Origin of the sequence: Pseudaquabacterium inlustre (assembly GCF_038066595.1) — a bacterium.
GTDB classification, from domain to species: Bacteria; Pseudomonadota; Gammaproteobacteria; order Burkholderiales; family Burkholderiaceae_C; genus Pseudaquabacterium; species Pseudaquabacterium inlustre.
This window is the reverse complement of sequence record NZ_JBBUTH010000001.1, coordinates 714,815-737,851: the sequence shown is the minus strand read 5'-3', so window position 1 is coordinate 737,851 and position 23,037 is coordinate 714,815. Positions and strand designations below refer to the sequence as shown.

Sequence of the window (23,037 nt, the reverse complement as noted above, 5' to 3'; positions counted from 1 at the left end):
GCTTCCCATGACTGTCACCACCTCTCCCGTCGTGCGCCAGATGCGCGTCGTGCCCGTCGCGGGCACCGACGGCATGCTGCTGAACCTGTCGGGCGCGCACGCCCCGTTCTTCACCCGCAACATCGTCATCGTCACCGACTCGGCCGGCCACACCGGCCTGGGCGAGGTGCCGGGCGGCGAGAAGATCCGCCAGACGCTGGAAGACGCGCGCGCCATCGTCGAGGGCCGGCCGATCGGCGATCTGCAGAGCATCCTGAACCAGATGCGCACGACCTTCGCCGACCGCGACTCGGGCGGCCGCGGCCTGCAGACCTTCGACCTGCGCACCACCATCCATGCCGTCACGGCCGTGGAAAGCGCGCTGCTCGACCTGCAGGGCCAGCACCTGGGCGTGCCGGTGGCGGCCCTGCTGGGCGAAGGCCAGCAGCGTGATGCCGTGCAGATGCTGGGTTATCTGTTCTTCCTGGGCGACCGCAACAAGACCGATCTGCCCTACGTCGATCCGAAGAACGAACCCGAGACCGCCGACGGCTGGTTCCGCGTGCGTCACGACGAGGCGCTGACGCCCGAGCGCGTGGTGCGCCTGGCCGAGGCCGCCCAGGCCCGCTACGGTTTCCAGGATTTCAAGCTGAAGGGCGGCGTGCTGGCACCTGAAGCGGAAGTGGAGGCCATCGTCGCCTTGCACGAGCGATTCCCCGAAGCCCGCATCACGCTGGACCCCAACGGCGGCTGGAAGCTCAAGGACGCCATCCGCGTGTTGCGCGACCTGCACGGCGTGCTGGCCTATGCCGAAGACCCCTGCGGCGCCGAAGACGGCTTCTCGGGCCGCGAGGTGATGGCCGAGTTCCGCCGTGCCACCGGCCTGCCCACGGCCACCAACATGGTGGCCACCGACTGGCGCCAGATGGTGCATGCGCTGTCGCTGCAGGCGGTGGACATTCCGCTGGCCGACCCGCATTTCTGGACCATGGCCGGCAGCGTGCGCGTGGCCCAGACCTGCCGTGACTGGGGCCTGACCTGGGGCAGCCACTCGAACAACCACTTCGACATCTCGCTGGCCATGTTCACGCACGTGGGCGCCGCCGCCCCGGGCAAGGTGACGGCCATCGACACGCACTGGATCTGGCAGGACGGCCAGCGCCTGACGAAAGAGCCGCTGCAGATCCAGGGCGGCTACGTGCAGGTGCCCAAGAAGCCGGGTCTGGGCATAGCGATCGACATGGCCGAGGTGGAGAAGGCCCACCAGCTGTACCTGCAGCACGGCCTGGGTGCGCGCGACGACGCCATCGCGATGCAGTACCTGATCCCGGGCTGGACCTTCGACCACAAGAAGCCCTGCCTGGTGCGCTGAACCCCTCACGACGAAGAAGACACAGGAGACACACCATGACCCGCCGCACGCCCACCAACCGCCGCCAGTTCATCGCCACCGCCGCCGCCACAACGGCCACCGTGGGCTCCGGGCTGCTGTCGCTGGCCGGCGGCGCCTCGGCGCAGAGCTTCGCGTTCCAGCCCAACCAGCGCTACCCCGATCCGGCGCTGCAGGTGCTGGACCCGGCCTTCCTGAAGTACCGCATCTACAGCAGCACGCTGGAGCAGGTGGGCACGGGCATGCGCTGGGCCGAGGGGCCGGTGTACTTCCCGGGTGAGAACGGCGCGCCGGGCCATGTGCTGGTCAGCGACATTCCGAACAACCGGATCATGAAGTTCGACGAGAAGACCGGTGCCTTCACCGTCTTCCGCAACCCGGCCAACTACGCCAACGGCAACACCCGCGACCGCCAGGGCCGCCTGGTCAGCTGCGAGCACTCGGTCACCCGCCGCATCACGCGCACCGAGCACGACGGCCGCATCGCCGTGCTGGCCGATCGCTTCGAGGGCAAGCGCCTGAATGCCCCGAACGACATCGTCGTCAAGAGCGACGACAGCATCTGGTTCACCGACCCGCTGTTCGGCATCAATGGCGAGTGGGAAGGCAGCCGCGCCAAGCCCGAGCAGGCCACCACCAACGTATACCGTCTCGATCCCGCCAGCGGCCAGCTCACAGCCGTGATCACCGACATCGTCAACCCCAACGGCCTGGCCTTCAGTCCCGACGAGAAGAAGCTCTACGTGGTGGAGTGGAAGGGCACGCCCAACCGCAGCATCTGGGCCTATGACGTGGCGGCCGACGGCCGGTCTTTGAGCAACAAGACCAAGCTGATCGACGCCGCCGACCAGGGCGCGCTGGACGGCTTTCGCGTCGACCGCGACGGCAACCTGTGGTGCGGCTGGGGCAGCAACGGCGCCATCGCCGCCGAAGCCGTGGAGCAGGGCGGCCGCAAGGTCTATCCGCTGCGCGGCCAGCCCGAGGCGCTGGACGGCGTGATGGTCTTCAGCCCGGCCGGCAAACCGCTGGCCCACATCCGCCTGCCCGAGCGCTGCGCCAACCTGTGCTGGGGCGGCCCCAAGAACAACCGCCTGTACATGGCCAGCTGCCATTCGCTGTATGCCATGTACTTCGAGGCGCACGGCGCCACCTGAGGCGTCATCTGAGGCGCCACGCCCGCACCCCCACCATCCGTACTGACCGAGAGCCGTTTCCGATGAGCGCCATGCTGACCTCCTTCGATGCCCGCACCGCCGAGGTGCTGGGTGAACTTGCGCCCACCCCGCCGGCCGCGGTGGATGCCGCCGCCGAGGCCGCGGCCGCGGCCTTTGCCGCTTGGCAGGCCAGCAGCGGCGCCCAGCGCGCCGCGCTGCTGCGCGGCCTGGCCGACGGCCTGGAAGCCGCCCGCGAAACCCTGGTGCCGCTGGCCGACCGCGAGACCGCGCTCGGCCCGGTGCGCCTGAACGGTGAACTGGACCGCACGGCCTTCCAGCTGCGCCGCTTTGCCAGCCTTGCCGAGAGCGGCGTGCCGTTTGCCTTCACCGACGATCCGGCCGTGGCCGGTGCGCCGCCGGTGGGCCATCCGGCCATGCAGCGCGTGCAGGTGCCGCTGGGCCCGGTGGCCATGTTCTCGGCCAGCAACTTCCCGTTCGCGTTCTCGGTGCTGGGCGGTGACACGGCCTCGGCGCTGGCCGCCGGCTGCCCGGTGGTGGTCAAGGCCCACAGCGGCCACCTGCTGCTGTCGCAGGCGGTGTTCGGCATCGTGCAACAGGTGCTGGCGGCGCAGGGTCTGCCGGCCGGCCTGATCGGCCTGGTGCAGGGCGGCGGGCGTGATGTGGGCGTGCGCCTGGTGCGCCACCCGGCCATCGCCGCCGGCGCCTTCACCGGCTCCACGCAAGGCGGTGCGGCGCTGGCCGCCGAGGCGGCCGCGCGGCCGCGCCCGATCCCGTTCTATGGCGAGCTGGGTTCGGTCAACCCGGTCATCGCGCTGCCGGCCGAGCTGGCCGCCAACGGCGCCACGCTGGCCACCACGCTGGCCGGATCGATCACGCTGGGCTGCGGCCAGTTCTGCACCAACCCCGGTGTCATCGTGCTGATCGACCAACTGCAGCCGGGCCTGGATGCCAAGGCGGTGAACGATGCCTTCGTGGCCCAGCTGGCCGAGGCGCTGAAGACGCAGAACCCGCACGCCATGCTCACGCAGGCCATGCGCGCCGGCTTCGAGGGCGGCGTGGCGCATTGGGCCGAGGCGGGGGCCAGCTTTCTGGTGCGCGAGCAGGCGGCCGCCGGCCAGCCGCCGCGCCCGGTACTGGCTCAGGTCAGCGCGCTGGACTTCAACGCCAGGGCTGCTCTGCGCGAAGAAGTCTTCGGCCCCAGCAGCCTGATCGTGCGCGCGGCCAGCGTGGCCCAGGCGCTGCAGGTGCTGCAGGCGGTGGGTGGCTCGCTCACCGTCACCGTGTGGGGTGCGCAGGCCGAGGGTGACGATGTGCGCGCCCTGGTGCGCGGCGCCATGGCCATCGCCGGCCGCGTGCTGTTTGCCGGCGTGCCCACTGGCGTGGCCGTGTCGGCCGGTCAGCAGCATGGCGGCCCCTGGCCCAGCAGCAGCCGGCCCGAGACCACCTCGGTGGGCGATGCCGCACTCGGCCGCTTTCTGCGCCCGGTGTGCCTGCAGGACGCGCCGGCGTGGCTCACGGCCCGTCAAGGCCAGCCGCTCTGATTCCCTGCCTGTCACACACGACAAGAACCTTCCGGAGACCCACATGACCCGTTCGATCCCCCGCCGCGGCGCCCTGGCGCTGGCCGCCATCCTGGCCCTGGCCGCACCGCTGGCCGCGCAGGCCCAGGACAAGTGGCCCAGCAAGCCGCTGCGCATCGTGGTGCCCTACCCGGCCGGGGGCTCGTCGGACATCATCGCCCGCGCCATCAGCCAGCCGCTCAGCGAGGCGCTGGGCCAGACCGTCATCGTCGACAACAAGCCCGGCGCCAACGGCAACACCGGCGCCGACGCGGTGGCCAAGGCCAACGACGGCCACACCGTGCTGCTGTGCGACATCGGCGCGCTGGCCATCTCGCCGTCGGTCTACACCAAGCTGCCGTTCGACCCCAGCAAGGACCTGAAGGGCATCACCATGCTGGCCTACTCACCGCACCTGCTGGTGGTGCACCCGTCGGTCAAGGCCAACAGCTTTGCCGAGCTGGTGGCGCTGTCGAAGAAGGAGCCGCTGAACATGGCCATCCCGGCCATCGGCAGCGCGGCCCATGTGGCGGCCGTGGCCGTGGCCCAGGCCAGCGGCGCGCGCTGGGAGTACGTGCCCTACAAGGGCGGCGCCCAGGCGATTGGCGACACCGTGGCCGGCCAGACGCAGGTGCTGATGAACGGCATGCTGGCCACGCTGCCGATGGTGAGCAACGGCAAGCTCAAGCTGCTGGGCGTGAGCAAGGGCACGCGCATGCCGCTGGTGGGCCAGGTGCCCACGCTGGCCGAGCAGGGCGTCAAGGGCTTCGAGTCGGGCACCTGGCAGGGCCTGATGGTGCCGGCCGGCATGCCCGCGGCCCAGGTGGCCAAGCTCAATGCCGAGCTGATCCGCATCATCCGCTCGCCGGCCGTGCGTGAGCGCCTGGTGAGTCAGGGCGCCGAGGTCAACACCATGAGCCCGGCCGAATTCACCAGCTTCTTCGACAAGGAGCGCAAGAAGTGGGCGGACGTGGTCAAGGCCGCCAACATCAAGGCAGATTGAGCTTGAGCCGCCCCCTGGTCCTGAACACCGGCCGCCTGCCGCCGGCCCTGATGCAGCAGCTGGCCGCGCAGTACGAACTGCAGGATCTGCTGGCCCTGCCCGATGAGGTGGCGCGCAACAACTGGCTGGCGCAGCATGGCGGGCGGGTGGATGCGGTCGTCACCTCGGCCGCCGTGGGCCTGAGCGAGGCCACGCTGCATGTGCTGCCCCATCTGCGCGTGATCTCGTCCTTCGGCGTGGGCCTGGACAAGCTGCCGGTGGCAGCCGCCAAGGCGCGCGGCGTGGCCGTGGGCTACACGCCCGATGTGCTGAACGACTGCGTGGCCGACCTGGCCTTCGCGCTGCTGCTGGACGTGGCGCGCTCGGTGAGTGCGGCCGACCGCTTCGTGCGTCGCGGCGACTGGCCGTGCGGACCCTTCGGCCTGACGCGCAAGGTGAGCGGCGCGCGCCTGGGCCTGGTGGGCCTGGGCCGCATCGGCCGCACCATCGCGCGGCGCGCGTCGGGCTTCGACATGGACATCCGCTACCACAGCCGCCGCCCGGTGGCCGATGTGGCCTGGCCGCACGCGCCGGTGCTGACCGAGCTGGCGCGCTGGGCCGACTACCTGGTGGTCATCACCGCCGGCGGGCCCGAGACGCGGCACCTGGTGAACGCCGAGGTGCTGGACGCGCTGGGCGCGGATGGCTTCCTGATCAACGTGGCGCGCGGCAGCGTGGTCGACGAGGCCGCATTGCTGGCCGCGCTGCAGCAGCGGCGCATCGCCGGCGCGGGGCTGGACGTGTACGAGCACGAGCCGAATGTGCCCGAGGCCTTCTTCGCGCTGGACAACGTGGTGCTGGCCCCGCACATGGCCAGCGGCACGCGCGAGACGCGCCAGGCCATGGCCGACCGCGTGGCCGAGAACCTGGCGGCGTTCTACGCCACGGGCACCTTGATCAGCGCGGCCTGATCATCCCGGTGGCCGCCGCCGCGCGGCCATCTCGGCGCCCATGGCCGGCCAGTCGGCCTCGGGCATGGCCTGGCGGGCGGCCGGGAACACCAGGCCATCCTCCAGCGCCAGGTGGCCGTCGGGGCCCTGGTGGCGGTCGATGAAGGCGCGGGCGTCGTCCACCCAGCCGGGTGCGGGCTCGGCGCCGTCGCGCAGCGCCTGCAGCGCCGGGCCCAGGCGCGACCACAGATCGCGGAACAGCGCATGGTCGGCCAGCAGGCGCGCGGCCGCGGCCTGCAGCGCGGGGTCGGCGCTGGCCTGCAGACGGGGCACCAGGTGCCGTTCCTCGTCGAGGTGGTGCTGCGGCGCGGCGATCTCGAAATAACGCCACACATCGGCGGCGGCGCTGCGCGAGGCCTCGTCGGCACCGTTCTGGTGCCAGTGCGCCAGCAGGCGGCCCAGCAGCGCCAGCGTGCGCGCCACGCGTTCATGGCAGGCCGTCAGCATCTCGAAAGGCTGCTCGAAGCCGACCCCCGGCGCCGCGTGGCCGGGGGCGGTGATGCGGTGCAGGCGGCTCATCGGCGGCATTGTCGCCTTCGCCGCTTGATCCAACGCAACCCGGGGGGCGTGGCGCTCGCCGACAGTTCGCCCATCGGGACGTCGGCCGCCAGCTCATCCAAGGAGATGCCGGGCGGCGTCCACCGCCACCCGCCACCGAACCCGACCGACGCATGGAACCCCGCTACGCTGCACCTCTTGGCGCACCTGTGCTGCGCGAGGCCGCCGGCATCCGGCTGCCAGGCGATCCCGCTGCCGCGTTGCGCACCGTGTCCAACAAGTCTTCCGCCACCGTCCCGGCCGATGCCGAAGTCTGGCGCGCACTGCTGGGCGGCGCGCCACTGTCCGATGCCGAGATCGGCGCGCTGGAGGCCCTGGCCCTGGCGCGGCCCGTGCCGGCCGGCCAAGGCGTGCTCAGCCGCAGCGAGGCCGCCGACACCCTGGTGGCGCTGCGCAGCGGCGAGGTGGCGCTGGGCTTCCGCACGGCCGACGGCACCTTCCGCACCGAGCGCATCGTGCGCGGCCCGGCCTGGCTGGACCTCAGCTCGGCCTGGACCGGCGAGCCGCATGTGATGGACGCCCAGGCCCTGGGCCCGGCCCAGGTGATCGAGCTGCCGCGCGCCGCGCTGGCGGCGCGACTGGCCGTGCATCCGGGGCTGGCGCAGCGCGTCATCGAAGGCCTGGCCCGCGAGGTGCAGGCCCTGGCCACCAACACGCACGAGCTGATGCACAAGGACGCGCCGGCCCGCCTGGCGCAGTGGCTGCACCAGCGTTGCGAGCCGGTGGATGCCAGCGGCCAGCAGGCGGTGGTGCGGCTGCACGAGCGCAAGCGCGATGTGGCCTCGCAGCTGGCCATCACGCCCGAAACCCTGTCGCGGCTGATGCGCAACTTCACCCGCCAGGGCGTGATCGAGGTCAGCGGCTACCTGGTGCGCGTGCTCGACACCGCGGCACTGGGCCGCCTGGCCCAGGCCTGATCCGCCGGCAGCGGCACCCCGGCCGCCGTTCCGCCGCGCGGCGGAACTTGAACCGGTTCAAGGTGGCCGCGCCGCCCGGCTGCCTAGAATCCAGGCCATGCGCCTGAGCCCCGCCCGCCACACCATCACCTGGACCGCCATGCTGGCGGTGCTGTTGGTGGCGCTGGGCCCCTTGCTGGCGCTGGCGCGCGGCGGCGTGCCCCCGGTCACCTGGACCGAGGTGTGCTCGGCCCAGGGCTCGCGCTGGGTGGCGATGGCCGACGGCGCTGCGGCCGTGTCCACCCCGGACGCCGACCCCGCGGCCGCCCCCGGCCTGCCCGGCGGCATGACCCACGCGCTGCAGCACTGCCCGTGGTGCGCGCTGCAGCACCAGGCGACGGCCCTGCCGCCGCCGGACCACGTGCTGCGGGTGGCGGCGCCGTTCACGGCCGCGCCACCGCCGGCCTTCCTGCGTGCCCCCCGCACGCTGCATGCCTGGGCGCCCGCCCAGGCGCGGGCACCGCCCGCCGGCGCCACGCGCGCCCTCTGCTGACCCCCCTTTTTCTCTGAACACCGCGCGCAGGCGGGGTTTGGCGGTGCTGCCCGCGGGCGGCACGCCAGGCCCGGCCTGACCCCGCCGCCCCGAGCCCGCCCGGCCGGCCCCCTGCCGTGCCCGCGCGCCGGCCGGCCGGCGTGCCTGCGCGCCAGACCGAGCTGACCGTCATGACCTCCCGTTCCCTGCTTCACCCCGTGCTGGCCCTGGCCGGCCTGGCGCTTCTGCCCGCCGCCCAGGCACAAACCGCCGTCGCCGCTGCGGCCGCCTCTGCAGCCTCTGCCACCGCCGAACCGGCCTTCGACATCGGCCGCGTCACCATCACCGGCCTGCGCCGCGGGCCCCTGTCCAGCCGCAGCCTGCTCACCTCGGTGGACGTGCTGCACGCCGATGTGCTGGCCGAGCAGTCGGTGCAGGCCACCTGGGAGCTGTTCACGCTGGCGCCGGGGGCGCTGCTGACTCATTTCAACCAGGGCACCACCTCGGGCAAGGTGGCTATGCGCGGCTTCAATGGCGAGGGCAATGTCAACGCCGTCAAGCTGCTGGTCGACGGCATCCCGTCCAACAGCAACGACGGCAACATGCCGTTCCTGGATGCCGTGTTCCCGCTGGAACTGCAGGCCATCGAGATCGTGCGCGGCACCAACGACGCGCGCCACGGCCTGCACAGCATCGCCGGCAACATCGACCTGGTCACGCGGCGCGGCGGCAACGGCACGCAGGCCCGCCTGGGACTGGGCGCGTTCAACAGCCAGGACCTGCAGCTGGCGCACGCCGTGGAGGTGGCGGCCGGCGGCGGCACGCTGCAGCAGAACTACTTCATCGGCCACAAGCGCACCGACGGCTGGCGCGATCACTCGGATTCGCGCAAGACCACGCTGGCCGCCCAGATCGGCTGGAAGACAGCCGGCCTGCGGATGGGCGTGAGCGCGCGCCACTTCACGCACGATGCGCAGGAGCCGGGCTACCTGACCGATGCCGAGGCCTACAGCGCGCCGCGCAGCTCGCTGCCGGTGTCGGCCACCGATGGTGGTGAGCGCCGCGCCGACCAGCTGGCCGGCCACCTGGACTGGCAGGGCAGTGACGGCCGCGGCGGCACCGTGGACGCCGCGCTGCGCCTGTACCTGAACCGCTTTGCCGACACGCGCTGGGTGCGCTTCTCGGCCGCCGCCTCGCAGCAGGAGCGCGTGGCCGACGAGACCCACACCGGCCTGCGCGCCACCATCAGCTGGCGCCCCGGCGCCGCGCTGCGCCAGGGCCTGCACGGCCTGGCCATCGAAGGCGGGCTGGACCATGAGCACCAGGACGACCGCAGCCTGCGCTACCTCAGCACCCTGCGCGTGCGCACCAGCCAGACCCGCGACCAGGCCTGGACGCTGGACATCACCGGCGCCTATGTGCAGGCCGTGGTGCAGCCCAGCGCCACGCTGAAGCTGGTGCCGGGCTGGCGCGTGGAGCACATCGGCGGCCACTTCGAGAACCGGCTCAGCGGCGCCACCGCCCAGGCCAATGACTTCGGCCTGATCCAGCAGCCCAAGTTCAGCGCCGTGTGGACGCCGCACGGTGATGCCAGCCTGTATGCCAACTGGGGCCGCACCTTCCAGGTCGGCGTGGGCTCGGGCACGTTCAAGATCCCGCCGCGCGTGGCCGACCTGAAGCCCTCCACCAACACCGGCTGGGAGCTGGGCGGCACCTGGCGCCCGGCCGCGTGGATCGACGGCCGCCTGGCCGGCTGGCAGCAGACCGCCACAGACGAGGTGGCGCGTCGCCTCAACGACCCCAGCGGTGACTCCGACAACCTGGGCGCCACGCGCCGCCGCGGCATCGACCTGCAGCTGGGCCTGCGCCCGGCCGACACGCTGGACGGCTGGCTGGCACTCACCTGGCAGAAGGGCGTGATCGTCACCCCCGACCCCAATGCCCCGGCCACCGCGGGCAAGGAGATCGACCACGTGCCGCGCCGCCTGCTCAACGGTGGTGTGGACTGGCGGCCGCTGGCGGGCTGGAAGTTCACGGCCAGCGTGCAGGGCCAGGGCGCCTACCACCTGACCAACACCAACACCACCGGCCGCTACGGCGCCTACACCGTGCTGAACCTGGGCGCCACCTGGGACGTGGTGAAGCAGACCGCGCGCGCGCTGCGCCTGGAAGCCCAGCTGCGCAATGCCACCGACCGCGCCACCGAGTACGTGTGGCACGACGGCACGCAGGCGCTGCACTCGCCGGGCGCGCCGCGTGCGCTGTACGTCGGCGTGAGCGCCAGCCTGTGAACCGCGCCCGCCGGCTGTGGCTGGCCGTGCACCGCTGGCTGGGCCTGGTGCTCGGCCTGTGGTTCGTGCTGCTGGGCCTGACCGGCAGCGCGCTGGTGTTCTACCGCGGGCTGGACGAATGGGCCGATCCGCGCCTGGCCGCGCGCCCCGGCGTGGCGGCCTCGCCGCCGCTGGAGGCCGTGTACCAGGCGCTGCGCACGGCGCATCCGCAGCGCGGCATGTCCTGGCGCATCGAGCTGCCGCGCGAGCCCGGCGAGCCGATCACCGCGCGCCATCTGGCACCGGTGGAAAGCCGTGGCCAGCGCTTCGCGCCGCTGCTCAGCAGCGTGGACCCGCTCACGCGGCAGGTGGTGGCCGACCGCTTCTGGGGGCAGACGCCCGGCACCTGGCTGTACGACCTGCACTACACGCTGCTGCTGGGCGAGGCCGGCCACCAGGCCGTGGGCTGGGCCGGCGTGGCGCTGGCCGCGTCTCTGGTCAGCGGGCTGTGGCTGTGGTGGCCGGCGGCGGGCGGCGGCGCCGGGCGCTGGCGGCGTGCCTGGCAGTTCAAGCGCCAGGCCGCGGCGCCGCGCCGCGTGTACGACCTGCACAAACTGGCGGGCCTGTACGGCGGCCTGCTGCTGCTGGTGCTGGCCCTGACCGGCGCGGCCCTGGCGCTGCCCGATCTGGCCCGGCCGCTGATCGCCCGGTTCAGCCCGCTGACGCCGATGCCGCAGCTGCGCATGCCGGTGGCCGCGGAGGCGTCCCGCCTCACCGGGCCCATGGACGTGGATGCGGCGGTGGCCCGCGCCGAGCAGGCCTGGCCCGACGCCCGCGCCCGCTGGGTGGACACGCCCGCCGCGCCGGGCGCGCCGTACCGCGTGCGGCTGCGCCAGCCGGGCGAGCCGGGCGACCGCTTCCCCGACACGCTGGTGTGGATCGACAGCCGAAGCGGCCAGGTGCTGGCGCGGCGGGATCCGGCGGGCTTCAGCGCCGGCGACTGCGTGTGGCGCTGGATGCACCCGCTGCACAGTGGCGAGGCCTTCGGCCTGCCCGGCCGGCTGCTGGTGTGCGCCTGCGGCGTGCTGCCACTGTTGCTGGCCGTGACCGGCGGGCTGCGCTGGTGGCACAAGCGGCGTGCGCGCCAGGGCCGGCCGACGACGGTGGCCGCGCGCGCGCCGGCGGCACGGGCCGCCCCCGTCAGCGGCGCGGGGCCTGCACCGTGACCGTCACCTCGCGGCTGCCAGCGTGCTCGAACTGCAGGCGCAGCGCGAACTCGTCGCCCGCGGCCAGCGGCGCCTTGAAGCCGCCGACCGCGATCTGCCACTCGCCGTCGTGGCGGCTGGCCAGCGCCTGGCCGGGCGGCAGCGCGATGGCGGCCACCGGCACCCAGCGGCGCACGCCGTCCTGCAGCACGGCCTGCCGCAACTGCGCCGTGGCGGCCTCGGCACAGTGCGCGGCCACCAGCCGGTCGGCCGCACGGCCGCGGTTGAGCAGCGCGCGAAAGTGCACCACCGTGTCGCGGCTGCCTGCGGCCGACGGCAGGGCATAGGGATGCTCGATGACGATGGCGCCCACGCGGAAGTCGTGCGCCAGGGCGGGCAGGGGCCAGGCGGCCAGCAGCAGGTGTCGGCGTTTCATCGGTGCAGGCGGGTTGGGTCGCAGGGCTGGGCCGCGCCAGGCCGGCCGGTCAGGGCGGGTGGCCGCAGCGCGGCCGTGCTGGCCTGTTGCAGCAGTTGCGCCACCACCGCCACGGCGATCACCGCCGGCTGCTTGCCGGTGATGCCCGGCACACCGATCGGGCAGGCCAGCGCGGCGATGCGCCCGGGCGCCACACCGCGCGCGGCCAGCCGGTGCTCGAAGCGCGCGCGCTTGGTGGCCGAGCCGATCAGGCCCACCCAGGCCAGCCGGTCCGACCGCAGCGCGGCCTCGCAGATGGCCAGGTCCAGGTCGTGGCTGTGGGTCAGGATCAGCGCCAGGCTGCCCGGCACAGCGGCGCGCACCTCGGCAGCCACCGGTTCCACACACACGCGCTCGATGTGCGCGGGCAGCGTCTGGTCGACCGGAAAGGCGTCCTCGCGCTCGTCGATCCACTGCACCCGGCAGTCGATGCCGGCCAGCAGCGCCACGATGGCGCGGCCCACATGGCCGGCACCGTAGAGCTGCAGCGTGAACAGCGGTGCCGGCTGCGGCCAGTCGGCCAGCGCCTGCGCGTCCAGCGGCGCATCGCGCAGCGTGAGCGCGCCACCGCAGCACTGGCCCAGCGTGGGGCCGAGTGCGATGTCACGCTCGGCCGCCGGCTCACCCAGGCGCAGCCGCACCCGCGCCTGCTGGATGGCCTGCCACTCCAGATGCCCGCCGCCGATGGTGCCGGCCACGGCATCACCGGCCACCAGCATGCGCGTGCCCGCCTCGCGCGGCACCGAGCCGCGGTGGCGCAACACCTGCACCACGCGCGCGGCGCGGCCGGCGGCCAGCCAGGCGGCGGCGGTGGCGTGCAGGTCGGCGTCGGTCATCGGTGACTCAGGGCTGGCCAGCGCCCACCGCCTGCAAGGCATCCAGCACCGCCTCGGGCGTGGCCGGGGCGCGCAGCGGCGGGTTCAGCCGGTGGCCGCCGGCGGCCGAGATGGCATCGCGGATGGCCAGGAAGGCCGAGAAGGCCAGCAGCAGCGGCGGCTCGCCCACGGCCTTGCTCTTGCCGATGGTGTCGGCGGCGTTCGGCTGGCCGTACAGTCGGGTGTTGAACACCGCCGGCACGTCGTTGGCGGTGGGAATCTTGTAGGTGCTGGGGGCGTGGGTCATCAGCCGGCCGGCGTTCTTGCTGCCATCCATCGGCTGCCACCACAGCTCTTCCATCGTCAGCCAGCCCAGGCCCTGGATGTAGGCGCCTTCGACCTGGCCGATGTCGATGGCCGGGTTGAGCGAGGTGCCCACGTCGTGCAGCAGGTCGGCGCGCAGCACGCGGTGCTCGCCGGTCAGGGTGTCGACGATCACTTCACTGCACGCGGCGCCATAGGCGAAGTACTGGAACGGTTCGCCCTGCAGCGTGTCGCGGTTCCAGTGCAGGCCGGGCGTGGCGTAGTGGCCATCGCTCCACAGCTGCACGCGGGCGATGTAGGCGGCCTGCACCAGCTCGGCCCAGGCCATCGTCTGGCCACCCTCGGCGGTGGCGTGGCCCTCGGCGAAGCGCACGGCCTCGGCGCGGCCGCCCAGCCGCCCGGCCACGAAGGCCGCCAGCCGGGCGCGGATCTGCCGCGCGGCATCCTCGGCGGCCTTGCCGTTCAGGTCGCTGCCGGTGCTGGCGGCGGTGGCCGAGGTGTTGGCGATCTTGGCCGTGTCGGTGGCGCTGCAGCGCACGCGCTCGAACGGGATGCCGAGCGTGTGCGCCACCACCTGCGCCACCTTGGTGTTCAGGCCCTGGCCCATCTCGGTGCCGCCGTGGTTCACCAGCACCGAGCCATCGGTGTACACATGCACCAGCGCGCCGGCCTGGTTGAAGTGCGCCACGTTGAAGGCGATGCCGAACTTCACCGGCGTCAGCGCCAGGCCTTTCTTCAGCACCGGGCTGGCGGCGTTGAAGGCGGCGATGGACGCTCGCCTTTCGGCATAGGCGCATTCAGCGGCCAGCTGCGCCACCAGCGGGCCGATCTGGTTGTCGCGCACCACCTGGCCGTAGGGCGTGACGTTGTTCGACTCGGTGCCGTAGAAGTTGGCGCGGCGCACGTCCAGCGCATCGCGGCCGAGGCGGCGCGCGATGTCGTCGATCACCATCTCGATGGCCAGCGCGCCCTGCGGCCCGCCAAAGCCGCGGAAGGCGGTGTTGCTCTGCGTGTGGGTCTTGGCGCAGTGGCCGTGCGCCGCCAGATGCGGCAGCCAGTAGGCGTTGTCGACATGGCACAGCGCACGGGTCATCACCGGCGCCGACAGGTCGGCGCTGTGGCCGGCGTTGGACACCATGTTGACCTCGGCCGCGGTGATGCGGCCGGCGTCGTCGTGCGCCACGCGCCAGTCGAACTCGAAGGGGTGGCGGCGGCCGGTGACCATGAAATCGTCGTCGCGGTCGGGGCGCAGCTTCACCGGGCGCTTGAGCCGGGCCGCCGCCACCGCGGCCACGCAGGCGAATTGCGCGCTCTGGCTCTCCTTGCCGCCAAAGCCGCCGCCCATGCGCCGGCAACTCACCTGCACGCGGTGCGCGGCCACGCTCAGAGCGTGCGCCACGGCATGCTGCATCTCGCTGGGGTGCTGGGTGCTGCACAGCACCTGCATGCCGCCGTCCTCCTGCGGCACGGCCAGGCTGATCTGGCCTTCGAGGTAGAACTGCTCCTGGCCGCCGAGGGAGAAGCGGCCTTCGGTGATTTGCGCGGCCTGGGCCAGCGCGGCGGGCGCATCGCCGCGCACCAGGTGCATCGGCGGCACCACGTACTGTTGCTGCGCGTGGGCGTCCAGCGCGCCCAGCACCGCCGGCAGCGGCGTGATCGTCAGCACCTGCGGCGCCAGCGCGGCGGCGCGGCGCGCGGACTCGCGCGTGCGGGCGATCACCGCGAACACCGGCTGGCCGACATGGCGCACCGTGCCGTCCAGCGCACCGTCGGGGCCGCGGCTCAATTCGGCCAGGATGGGATCGTCGTGCACGATCGCGCCGCAGTCGTTGGGGCCGGGGATGTCGAGCGCGGTGAGCACGGCCACCACGCCGGGCTGGGCCTGCAGGCGGTCGAGGTCGATGGCCGTGATGCGGCCATGCGCCAGCGGCGACAGGCCCAGGGCCGCGTGCAGCGTGCCGGCGGGTTCGGGCAGGTCGTCGGTGTAGGGCGCGGCGCCGGCCACATGCAGGTGGGCCGACTCGTGGGGGCGGGCCTGTCCCATCTGGGCCTGCGTGGCGGCCTGCGCCATCAGCGGTTCTGCCGGGCGGTTCATGCCGCCTCCCAGACGGTGGTGGTGTTGGCGGGCAGCGGATCGACGGGGCGGGTCTCCAGCCACAGCCGCCACAGCAGATTGGCCGCCGTGCGCTGGCGGTGCCCGGCGCTGGCGCGCAGGTCGGTCAGCGGCTGGTAGTCCTGCGTCAGCGCGGCCATCGCGGCGCGCGCCGTGCCTTCGGTCCAGGGCTGGCCGGTGACGGCGGCTTCGGCCTGCCGTGCGCGGGCCACGGTGGCGGCCAGGCCGCCGAAGGCGAAGCGGGCCTCGGCCACGCGCTCACCGTCCAGCCGCAGGTGCAGGCCGCAGGCCAGGGCCGAGATGTCGCAATCGAAACGCTTGCTCAGCTTCCAGGCGCGCAGCAGGTCGCCCGGCTGCGGCAGCGGCACGGTGATGGCCTCGATGAACTCGCCGGGCTGCAGCGCGTTCTTCATGTAGCCGAGGTAGAAGCGGTCCAGCGGCACGCTGCGTGTGGACTGGCCAAGGCGCAGCCGCAGCGTGGCGTCGAGGGCCATCAGCACCGGCGCGCCATCACCGATCGGCGAGCCGTTGGCGATGTTGCCGCCCAGCGTGCCGGCCTCGCGCACCGGGCGGGAGGCGAAGCGCCGGCCCATCTCGGTGCTGGCGGGCCAGTGCTGCGCCAGGGCGTCCCACGCGGCCTGCAGCGAGGCGCCGGCGCCGATGTGCAACGCGCCGTCGACCACCTCGATCGCCTGCAGTTCAGGCACCGCGCCCAGCGCGATCACGCCTTCGAAGCGGCGGAACTGCTTGTTCAGCCACAGGCCGATGTCGGTACAGCCGGCCAGCAGCGTGGCCTCGGGAAACGCTTCGCGCAGTGCGGCCAGCTCGTCCAGTGTGCGGGGCGCGTGGAAGGGCGGGGCCAGCGCGCCGTCACCGGGCAGGTGCAGCGGCGCATCGGCCTGCAGGGTGCGCAGCTGTTCGGCCAGCGCCGGCGTGGCCAGGCGGGGCAGGGTGGCCGGATCGGCCAGCGCCTGCGCGCCGGCATCCAGGATGGGCCGGTAGCCGGTGCAGCGGCACAGGTTGCCCGACAGGTCGTCGGCGATCTGCGCGCGGCTGGGCGCCTGGCCCGATCCCGCGCAGTGTTCGGCGCAGCGCTCGCCCGTGCCCACCAGCGACATCACGATGCCGGGCGTGCAGAAGCCGCATTGCGAGCCATGGCAGGCCACCATGGCCTGCTGCACCGGGTGGTTGCCGCCCAGGTCTTCCACGGTCACCAGCGCCTTGCCGTCGAGTGCCGGCAGCCACTGGATGCAGCTGTTCACCGGCTTGAAGCGGAGCGCGCCGGCCGCGTCCAGTTCGCCCACCAGCACGGTGCAGGCGCCGCAGTCGCCCTCGTTGCAGCCTTCCTTGGTGCCGGTCAGGCGTTGATCTTCCCGCAGCCAGCCCAGCACCGTGGTGGTGGCCGGCAGGCCGCTGACAGTGCGCACGGCACCCTGGTGCACGAAGCGGATCGGCCGCGTGGCGCCGGCCGGGGCGGTGGCCTCGGGGGCGGGACCGGAAGTTGCTGAAGGGGCGGAATCGGACATCGGGCACAGCGGCGGCAAGGCCGGCTCGGGACGGGGGTCGCTTTCACGATAGCACTTACCATTCCTGGCCAAGCCGTCAGGTTTTCCGGCCCCACTGTCCTGCCCCAACGCCCCCGCCGCATGACCCCCACCGCGATCCGCGCCGACCTGCTGGACTTCGTGGCCGACCCCGGCCTGGACGATCGCGCCAGCCCGGCCGTGCGCTGGCGCCCCGACCACTGGCTGCTGATCGACGCCCACGGCCGCATTGCCGCGGTGCAGCCCGAGGCCCCGGGCGATGACTGGCACAAGGTGGACCACGCAGGGCGCCTGCTGTTGCCCGGCTTCATCGACAGCCATGTGCATGCGCCGCAGCTGGACGTGATCGCCTCCTGGGGCACCGAGCTGCTGGACTGGCTGAACACCTACACCTTCCCGGCCGAGGCGGCGTATGCCGATCCGGCCGTGGCCCAGGCCGGTGCCGAGCGCTTCCTGGATGCGCTGCTGGCCCATGGCACCACCAGCGCCGCGGTGTTCGCCACCGTGCACCGTGTCAGTGCCGATGCGCTGCTGGCCGGTGCGCAGGCCCGCGGCATGCGCCTGATCACCGGCAAGGTGCTGATGGACACCCATGCCCCCGACAACCTGCGCGACGACGTGGTGCAGGCTGAAGGCCACTGCGAGGCGCTGATCGCCCGCTGGCACGGCCAGGGCCGCCTGGCCTATGCCGTGACGCCGCGCTTTGCCGCCACCAGCAGCGAGGCCCAGCTGGCCATGGCCGGGCGCCTGCTGACGCGCCACCCGGGCCTGTACCTGCAGACCCATGTGGCCGAGAACCGCGCCGAGGTGGCCTGGGTGGCCGAGCTGTTCCCGCAGGCCCGCAGCTACCTGGACGTGTACGCCCGCCACGGCCTGCTGACCGAGCGCGCGGTGCTGGCCCACGGCATCTGGCTGGACGACGTGGACCGCCGCGCCCTGGCCGATGCCGGCGCGCAGATCGCCTTCTGCCCCAGCAGCAACCTGTTCCTGGGCAGCGGCCTGTTCGGCTGGGCGCAGGCGCGTGCGGCGGGGGTGAATGTCAGCCTGGCCAGCGACGTGGGCGGTGGCACCGCGCTGTGCCAGCTGCGCACGCTGGCCGATGGCTACAAGGTGCAGGCCCTGGCCGGCCAGCGCGTCACCGCCTGGGCGCTGCTGCACGGGGCCACGCGCGGCGCGGCCGAGGCGCTGCGCCTGGGCCACGAGATCGGCCGGCTGGAGCCCGGCCTGCTGGCCGATGTGTGCGTGTGGGACTGGGCGCAAGGCCCGGTGGGCCAGCGCCGCGATGCGCTGGCGCGCGGCTTGCACGAGCGCGTGTTCGCCTGGCTCACGCTGGGCGACGAGCGCCACCTGGTCGAGGCCCGCGTGGCCGGCGTGGCCCGCCACACCCGCCCGGACAGCGCCTGAAGCCACCCGCAGCCGAGACACAATTCACCGATGTCGTCGCACATCCCTGCCGCAGCCCCTGCCGAGAAGGCGCCCGCTCGCCTGGCGCTGCGCGGCATCACCAAGCAGTACCCCGCGGTGCGCGCCAACGACGATGTCAGCCTCACCGTGGCGCCCGGCCAGATCCACGCGCTGCTGGGCGAGAACGGCGCCGGCAAGAGCACGCTGATGAAGATCGTCTACGGCGCGGTGCGGCCCGATGCCGGCGAGATGCTGTGGAACGGGCAGCCGGTGCAGATCGCCAACCCGCAGGCCGCGCGCACGCTCGGCATCGCGATGGTGTTCCAGCACTTCTCGCTGTTCGACACCCTCACCGCGGCCGAGAACGTGTGGCTGGGCCTGGACAAGGCGCTGCCGCTGGCCGAGGTGACCGAGCGCATCCGCCAGGTCAGCCGCGACTACCGGCTGGAGGTGGACCCGCTGCGCCCGGTGCACAGCTTGAGCGTCGGCGAGCGCCAGCGCGTGGAGATCGTGCGCGCACTGCTGGCCCAGCCGCAGCTGCTGATCCTGGACGAGCCCACCTCGGTGCTCACGCCGCAGGCGGTGCAAAGCCTGTTCATCACGCTGCGTCAGCTGGCGGCCGAGGGCTGCGCCATCCTCTACATCAGCCACAAGCTCGACGAGATCCGCGCGCTGTGCCACCACTGCACCGTGCTGCGCGGCGGCCGGGTGGTGGGCGAGGTCGATCCGTCGCAGGAAAGCAATGCCAGCCTGTCGCGCCTGATGATCGGCGCCGAGCCGCCGCCGCTGCAGCACCGCCCGGCCACGCCCGGTGCGGTGGCCTTTGCCGCGCACCAGCTCAGCCTGGCGGCGACCGATGCGTTCGGCACGGCCTTGCAGGATGTGAGCTTCGCGCTGCGTGCCGGCGAGATCCTGGGCATCGCCGGGGTGTCGGGCAACGGCCAGCAGGAGCTGCTGCGCGTGCTCTCGGGCGAGGACACGCGCGCCGCGCCCGGCGCCGTGCAGTTGCTGGGCCAGCCGGTGGGCCATCTGCCGCCGGCCGCGCGCCGCGCACTCGGCCTGCACGCGGTGCCCGAAGAACGCCTGGGCCGCGGCGCCGTGCCGTCTTTCAGCCTGGCGCAGAACACGCTGCTCACGCGCACCGAATCGCTGGGCCCGCTGGGCTGGATCACGCCCGCCCGGCTCAAGACCCTGGCGGCCGAGCTGATCGCCCGCTACCAGGTCAAGGCCGGCGGGCCGGATGCGGCGGCGCGCAGCCTGTCGGGCGGCAACCTGCAGAAGTTCATCGTCGGGCGCGAGATCGACGCCGCGCCGAAGGTGCTGGTGATCGCCCAGCCCACCTGGGGCGTGGACGTGGGCGCCGCGGCGCAGATCCGCCAGGCGCTGATCGCGCTGCGCGATGCCGGCTGCGCCATCCTGGTGGTGAGTGAAGAGCTCGACGAGCTGTTCGAGATCAGCGACCGGCTGTGCGTGATGGCCCGCGGGCGCCTGTCGCCATCGCTGCCGGTGGCCGAGGCCACGGTGGAACGCATCGGCAGCTGGATGAGCGGGCTGTGGGACGACGCGCCCGCTGCAACTGCAGCCACGACCGAAGGAGCCGCCGCATGATGCGCCTGGAGCCACGGCCGCAGCCGTCGAGGGTGATGGTGCTGGCCTCGCCGCTGCTGGCGCTGGTGCTCACCGTGCTGCTGGGCCTGGGCCTGTTCGCGGCACTCGGCAAGAGCCCGGCGCAGGGCCTGGCGATGTTCTTCTGGGAGCCGGTGAAGAGCGCCTACGCCTGGAGCGAGATTGCCGTGAAGGCCACGCCGCTGGCGCTGATCGGCCTGGGCCTGGCGGTGTGCTACCGCAGCAATGTGTGGAACATCGGCGCCGAGGGCCAGTTCATCCTGGGCGCCATCGCTGCCGGCGGCGTGGCGCTGCAGGCCGGGCCCGACAGTTCGCGCGCGCTGCTGGTGCCGGCCATCCTGGCCGCCGGCGTGCTGGGCGGCATGGCCTGGGCCGCGGTGGTGGCGCTGCTGCGCGACCGCTTCAACGCCAGCGAGATCCTGGTCAGCCTGATGCTGGTCTACGTGGCCGAGCTGCTGCTGCAGTACCTGGTCTACGGGCCCTGGAAGGACCCCAAGGGCTACAACTTCCCGCAGACCATCACCTTCCTGGCCGTCACCAAGCTGCCCCGCCTGGTGGAGGGTTTTCGCGCCCACATCGGCGTGTGGTTCGCGCTGGCCGGCGTGCTGGCGGTGTGGGTGCTGCTGTTTCGCACCTACGCAGGCTTCCAGCTGCAGGTGGGCGGGCTGGCGCCGGCGGCGGCGCGCTATGCCGGCTTCTCCAGCCGGCGGGCGTTGTGGATGGCGCTGCTGTTCTCGGGCGGCCTGGCCGGCCTGGCCGGCGGGCTGGAGGCCATCGGCCCGCTGGGCCAGCTGACGCCGTATGTGCCGGCCGGCTACGGCTTCGCGGCCATCATCGTGGCCTTCGTCGGCCGGCTGCACCCGGTGGGTGTGGTGGCCGCGGCGGTGCTGATGAGCATGTTCGTCATCGGCGGCGAGCTGGCGCAAAGCCGCATGGGCCTGCCCAAGAGCATCACCGGCGTGTTCCAGGGCCTGCTGCTGTTCACGCTGCTGGCCTGCGACACCTTGATCCATTACCGCCTGCGCCTGGCCGCGGCGCGCACCGTCTGACGACATGGACGCCATTGCCCTGCTGATCGCCGCCACGCTGAACGCCGGCACCGTGCTGGCCCTGGCCGGCCTGGGCCTGCTGATCAACGAGCGGGCCGGTGTCGTCAACCTGGGGGCCGAGGGCATGATGCTGGTGGCCGCCATCGCCGGCTTCGCCACCGCGGTGGGCACCGGCTCCACGCTGCTGGGCCTGGGCGCCGGGCTGCTGGCCGGCGCGCTGCTGGCGGCGCTGTTCGGCTGGCTGGTGATCTGGCTCAACACCAACCAGTACGCCACCGGCCTGGCGCTCAGCCTGTTCGGCGCCGGCTTCTCGGCCTTCGTGGGCCAGCGCTTCACGCAGGAGCGGCTGAGCGCACCGCCGCGCCTGGAGATCCCGGGGCTGGCCGACATCCCGCTGCTCGGCCCGGCGCTGTTCCGCCACCACGCCATGGTGTACCTGGCCGTGGCCGCCACGCTGGCGCTGGCCTGGTGGCTCACACGCTCGCGCGCCGGCCTGGTGCTGCGCGCGGTGGGCGAATCGCCTGAATCGGCGCATGCGCTGGGCTACCCGGTGCGGCGCATTCGCCTGGCCGCGGTGGTGGCCGGCGGCGCGCTGTGCGGCCTGGCCGGCGCGCATGTCAGCACCGTGTACACACCGCTGTGGGTGGAGGGCATGATCGCCGGCAAGGGCTGGATCGCGCTGGCGCTCACCACCTTCGCCACCTGGCGGCCGCTGCGCGTGCTGCTGGGCGCCTGGTTGTTCGGCGGTGTCACGATGCTGCAGTTCCACCTGCAGGGCGAGGGTGTGCAGATCGCCAGCCAGTGGCTGAGCATGCTGCCGTACCTGGCCACCATCGTGGTGCTGGCGCTGATCTCGCGCAACCCAGCCTGGATCAAGGCCAACATGCCTGCATCGCTCGGCAAGCCCTTCCACCCGAGCGCCTGATTTCATCGACGGAGAGAGAACCCCATGACCGACCTCGCCAAACGTTCCCTGCTCGCCCTGGCTGCCGCCTCGGCCGTCGCCACCCTGGTGGGTTGCGGCAAGAAGGAGGAGGCCGCCCCGGCCGCGCCCGCGGCCAGCGCGCCGGCCTCGGCCGCCGCCGCCTCGGCGCCAGCCGCGCTGAAGATCGCCTTCGCCTACGTGGGCCCGGTGGGCGACGGCGGCTGGACCTTCGCGCACGACAACGGCCGCAAGGCCGTCGAGAAGGAGTTCGGCGACAAGGTGCAGACCATCGGCGTGGAGAAGGTGCCCGAGGGCCCCGATGCCGAGCGCGTGATGCGCGACCTGGTGGGCCAGGGCTACACCATGGTCTTCGGCACCACCTTCGGCCACATGGAAAGCATGCTCAAGGTGGCGGCCGACAACCCCAAGGTGAAGTTCGAGCACGCCACCGGCTTCAAGACCGCCGAGAACCTGCGCACCTACGACAGCCGCACCTACGAGGGCGCCTACATGGCCGGCGTGGTGGCCGGCAGCATGACCAAGACCAACGTGCTGGGCGTGGTGGGCTCGATCCCCATCCCCGAGGTCATCCGCAACATCAACAGCTTCACCCTCGGCGCGCAGAGCGTGAACCCGAAGATCAAGACCAAGGTGGTCTGGGTCAACGAGTGGTACAACCCGCCGAAGGAAACGGAGGCCGCCACGGCGCTGATCGACGGCGGCGCCGATGTGCTGATGCAGAACACCGACTCGGCCGCCGTGCTCAAGACGGCCGAAGAGAAGGGCAAGCGCGCCGTGGGCTGGGACAGCGACATGAGCGCCTACGGCCCCAAGGCCCACCTGGGCTCGGCGGTCATCAACTGGGGCCCGTACTACACCAAGGCCGTGCGCGACATGCTGGACGGCAAGTGGGCCACCGGCCAGGCCTGGTGGGGCGTGAAGGAAGGTGCGATCGACTTCGTCTCGGTGGCGGCCGACGTGCCCGAAGCCGCCAAGAAGAAGCTCGACGAAGTGAAGGCCGGCCTGAAGGACGGCAGCTTCGTGATCTGGAAGGGCCCGATCGCCGACAACGCCGGCAAGCCGGTGCTCGAGAAGGACAAGGTCGCCGACGACGCCTTCCTGGGCGGCATCAAGTTCTACGTCAAGGGCGTGGAAGGCAAGGTGCCGGGCGAAGGCAAGTAAGCCGCCCGCGCCCGTGGGGTGTCC

General features: G+C 72.7%; 19 protein-coding genes. 14 read left to right on the top strand and 5 right to left on the bottom strand.

Features of this window, described 5'->3' with window-relative positions; genetic code table 11:
- Window positions 1-7: 7 nt before the first annotated feature.
- The 5 genes from gudD (at window position 8) to AACH10_RS03210 (ending at window position 6,056) form a co-directional block, all read left to right on the top strand.
- A complete protein-coding gene (gene gudD, locus AACH10_RS03230; RefSeq protein ID WP_341408913.1) occupies window positions 8-1,351 on the top strand; it encodes a glucarate dehydratase in 1,344 nt (447 codons plus the stop codon).
- Window positions 1,352-1,386: 35 nt separating this feature from the next.
- Window positions 1,387-2,523 carry an SMP-30/gluconolactonase/LRE family protein gene (locus AACH10_RS03225; RefSeq protein WP_341408912.1) on the top strand — a complete coding sequence of 379 codons (1,137 nt, stop codon included), beginning with the start codon at window positions 1,387-1,389 and terminating at the stop codon, window positions 2,521-2,523.
- Between the two features lie 62 nt (window positions 2,524-2,585).
- Complete coding sequence (locus tag AACH10_RS03220) at window positions 2,586-4,085, top strand: aldehyde dehydrogenase (NADP(+)) (RefSeq protein WP_341408911.1); 1,500 nt, start codon at window positions 2,586-2,588, stop codon at window positions 4,083-4,085.
- A gap of 43 nt (window positions 4,086-4,128) precedes the next feature.
- Window positions 4,129-5,106: a Bug family tripartite tricarboxylate transporter substrate binding protein gene (locus tag AACH10_RS03215; protein WP_341408910.1), complete on the top strand. Its 978-nt coding sequence runs from the start codon at window positions 4,129-4,131 to the stop codon at window positions 5,104-5,106.
- Between the two features lie 50 nt (window positions 5,107-5,156).
- On the top strand, window positions 5,157-6,056 hold the full coding sequence (locus tag AACH10_RS03210; RefSeq protein WP_341409194.1) for a 2-hydroxyacid dehydrogenase: 900 nt from the start codon (window positions 5,157-5,159) through the stop codon (window positions 6,054-6,056).
- On the opposite strand, the gene AACH10_RS03205 is transcribed toward AACH10_RS03210, so the two are convergent.
- Entirely contained in the window at window positions 6,057-6,614 is a 558-nt protein-coding gene (locus AACH10_RS03205) for a hemerythrin domain-containing protein (protein WP_341408909.1), read from the bottom strand. It abuts the gene before it with no gap.
- A gap of 152 nt (window positions 6,615-6,766) precedes the next feature.
- On the opposite strand from AACH10_RS03205, the gene AACH10_RS03200 reads away from it, so the two are divergent.
- The 4 genes from AACH10_RS03200 to AACH10_RS03185 all read left to right on the top strand — a co-directional run bounded on the left by AACH10_RS03200 (window position 6,767) and on the right by AACH10_RS03185 (window position 11,577).
- Entirely contained in the window at window positions 6,767-7,570 is an 804-nt protein-coding gene (locus AACH10_RS03200) for a Crp/Fnr family transcriptional regulator (RefSeq protein WP_341408908.1), read from the top strand.
- 97 nt (window positions 7,571-7,667) lie between these two features.
- Window positions 7,668-8,102, top strand: a complete 435-nt coding sequence (locus AACH10_RS03195; protein ID WP_341408907.1) for a DUF2946 family protein — start codon at window positions 7,668-7,670, stop codon at window positions 8,100-8,102.
- 170 nt (window positions 8,103-8,272) lie between these two features.
- Window positions 8,273-10,372, top strand: coding sequence for a TonB-dependent receptor (locus AACH10_RS03190; protein ID WP_341408906.1), 2,100 nt, complete (start codon window positions 8,273-8,275; stop codon window positions 10,370-10,372).
- Window positions 10,369-11,577, top strand: coding sequence for a PepSY-associated TM helix domain-containing protein (locus AACH10_RS03185; protein WP_341408905.1), 1,209 nt, complete (start codon window positions 10,369-10,371; stop codon window positions 11,575-11,577). The genes AACH10_RS03190 and AACH10_RS03185 overlap by 4 nt, the downstream gene beginning before the upstream one ends.
- Here the strand turns inward: AACH10_RS03185 and AACH10_RS03180 are convergent.
- The 4 genes from AACH10_RS03180 to xdhA are packed head-to-tail and all read right to left on the bottom strand — an operon-like array spanning window position 11,552 to window position 16,809.
- Window positions 11,552-11,992, bottom strand: coding sequence for a copper chaperone PCu(A)C (locus AACH10_RS03180; protein WP_341408904.1), 441 nt, complete (start codon window positions 11,990-11,992; stop codon window positions 11,552-11,554). The genes AACH10_RS03185 and AACH10_RS03180 overlap by 26 nt on opposite strands.
- Complete coding sequence (xdhC, locus tag AACH10_RS03175) at window positions 11,989-12,867, bottom strand: xanthine dehydrogenase accessory protein XdhC (RefSeq protein WP_341408903.1); 879 nt, start codon at window positions 12,865-12,867, stop codon at window positions 11,989-11,991. The genes AACH10_RS03180 and xdhC overlap by 4 nt, the downstream gene beginning before the upstream one ends.
- Before the next feature lie 7 nt (window positions 12,868-12,874).
- Window positions 12,875-15,265 (bottom strand): xanthine dehydrogenase molybdopterin binding subunit, encoded by a 2,391-nt coding sequence (gene xdhB, locus AACH10_RS03170; protein WP_341408902.1) that lies wholly within the window; start codon window positions 15,263-15,265, stop codon window positions 12,875-12,877.
- The gene (gene xdhA, locus AACH10_RS03165; protein ID WP_341408901.1) at window positions 15,262-16,809 is read right to left on the bottom strand and encodes a xanthine dehydrogenase small subunit; all 1,548 of its coding nucleotides are present in this window, start codon (window positions 16,807-16,809) and stop codon (window positions 15,262-15,264) included. The genes xdhB and xdhA overlap by 4 nt, the downstream gene beginning before the upstream one ends.
- Before the next feature lie 120 nt (window positions 16,810-16,929).
- On the opposite strand from xdhA, the gene guaD reads away from it, so the two are divergent.
- Genes guaD through AACH10_RS03140 form a run of 5 tightly spaced genes read left to right on the top strand, consistent with a single transcriptional unit; the run spans window position 16,930 to window position 23,013 of the window.
- The gene (guaD, locus tag AACH10_RS03160) at window positions 16,930-18,231 is read left to right on the top strand and encodes a guanine deaminase (protein ID WP_341408900.1); all 1,302 of its coding nucleotides are present in this window, start codon (window positions 16,930-16,932) and stop codon (window positions 18,229-18,231) included.
- Between the two features lie 30 nt (window positions 18,232-18,261).
- Window positions 18,262-19,839: an ABC transporter ATP-binding protein gene (locus tag AACH10_RS03155; protein ID WP_341408899.1), complete on the top strand. Its 1,578-nt coding sequence runs from the start codon at window positions 18,262-18,264 to the stop codon at window positions 19,837-19,839.
- The gene (locus AACH10_RS03150; protein WP_341408898.1) at window positions 19,836-20,906 is read left to right on the top strand and encodes an ABC transporter permease; all 1,071 of its coding nucleotides are present in this window, start codon (window positions 19,836-19,838) and stop codon (window positions 20,904-20,906) included. Before AACH10_RS03155 ends, AACH10_RS03150 begins: the two co-directional genes overlap by 4 nt.
- A 4-nt stretch (window positions 20,907-20,910) precedes the next feature.
- Window positions 20,911-21,831 (top strand): ABC transporter permease, encoded by a 921-nt coding sequence (locus AACH10_RS03145; protein WP_341408897.1) that lies wholly within the window; start codon window positions 20,911-20,913, stop codon window positions 21,829-21,831.
- A 24-nt stretch (window positions 21,832-21,855) separates the two neighbouring features.
- A complete protein-coding gene (locus AACH10_RS03140; RefSeq protein ID WP_341408896.1) occupies window positions 21,856-23,013 on the top strand; it encodes a BMP family ABC transporter substrate-binding protein in 1,158 nt (385 codons plus the stop codon).
- The last annotated feature ends 24 nt before the right edge of the window (window positions 23,014-23,037 follow it).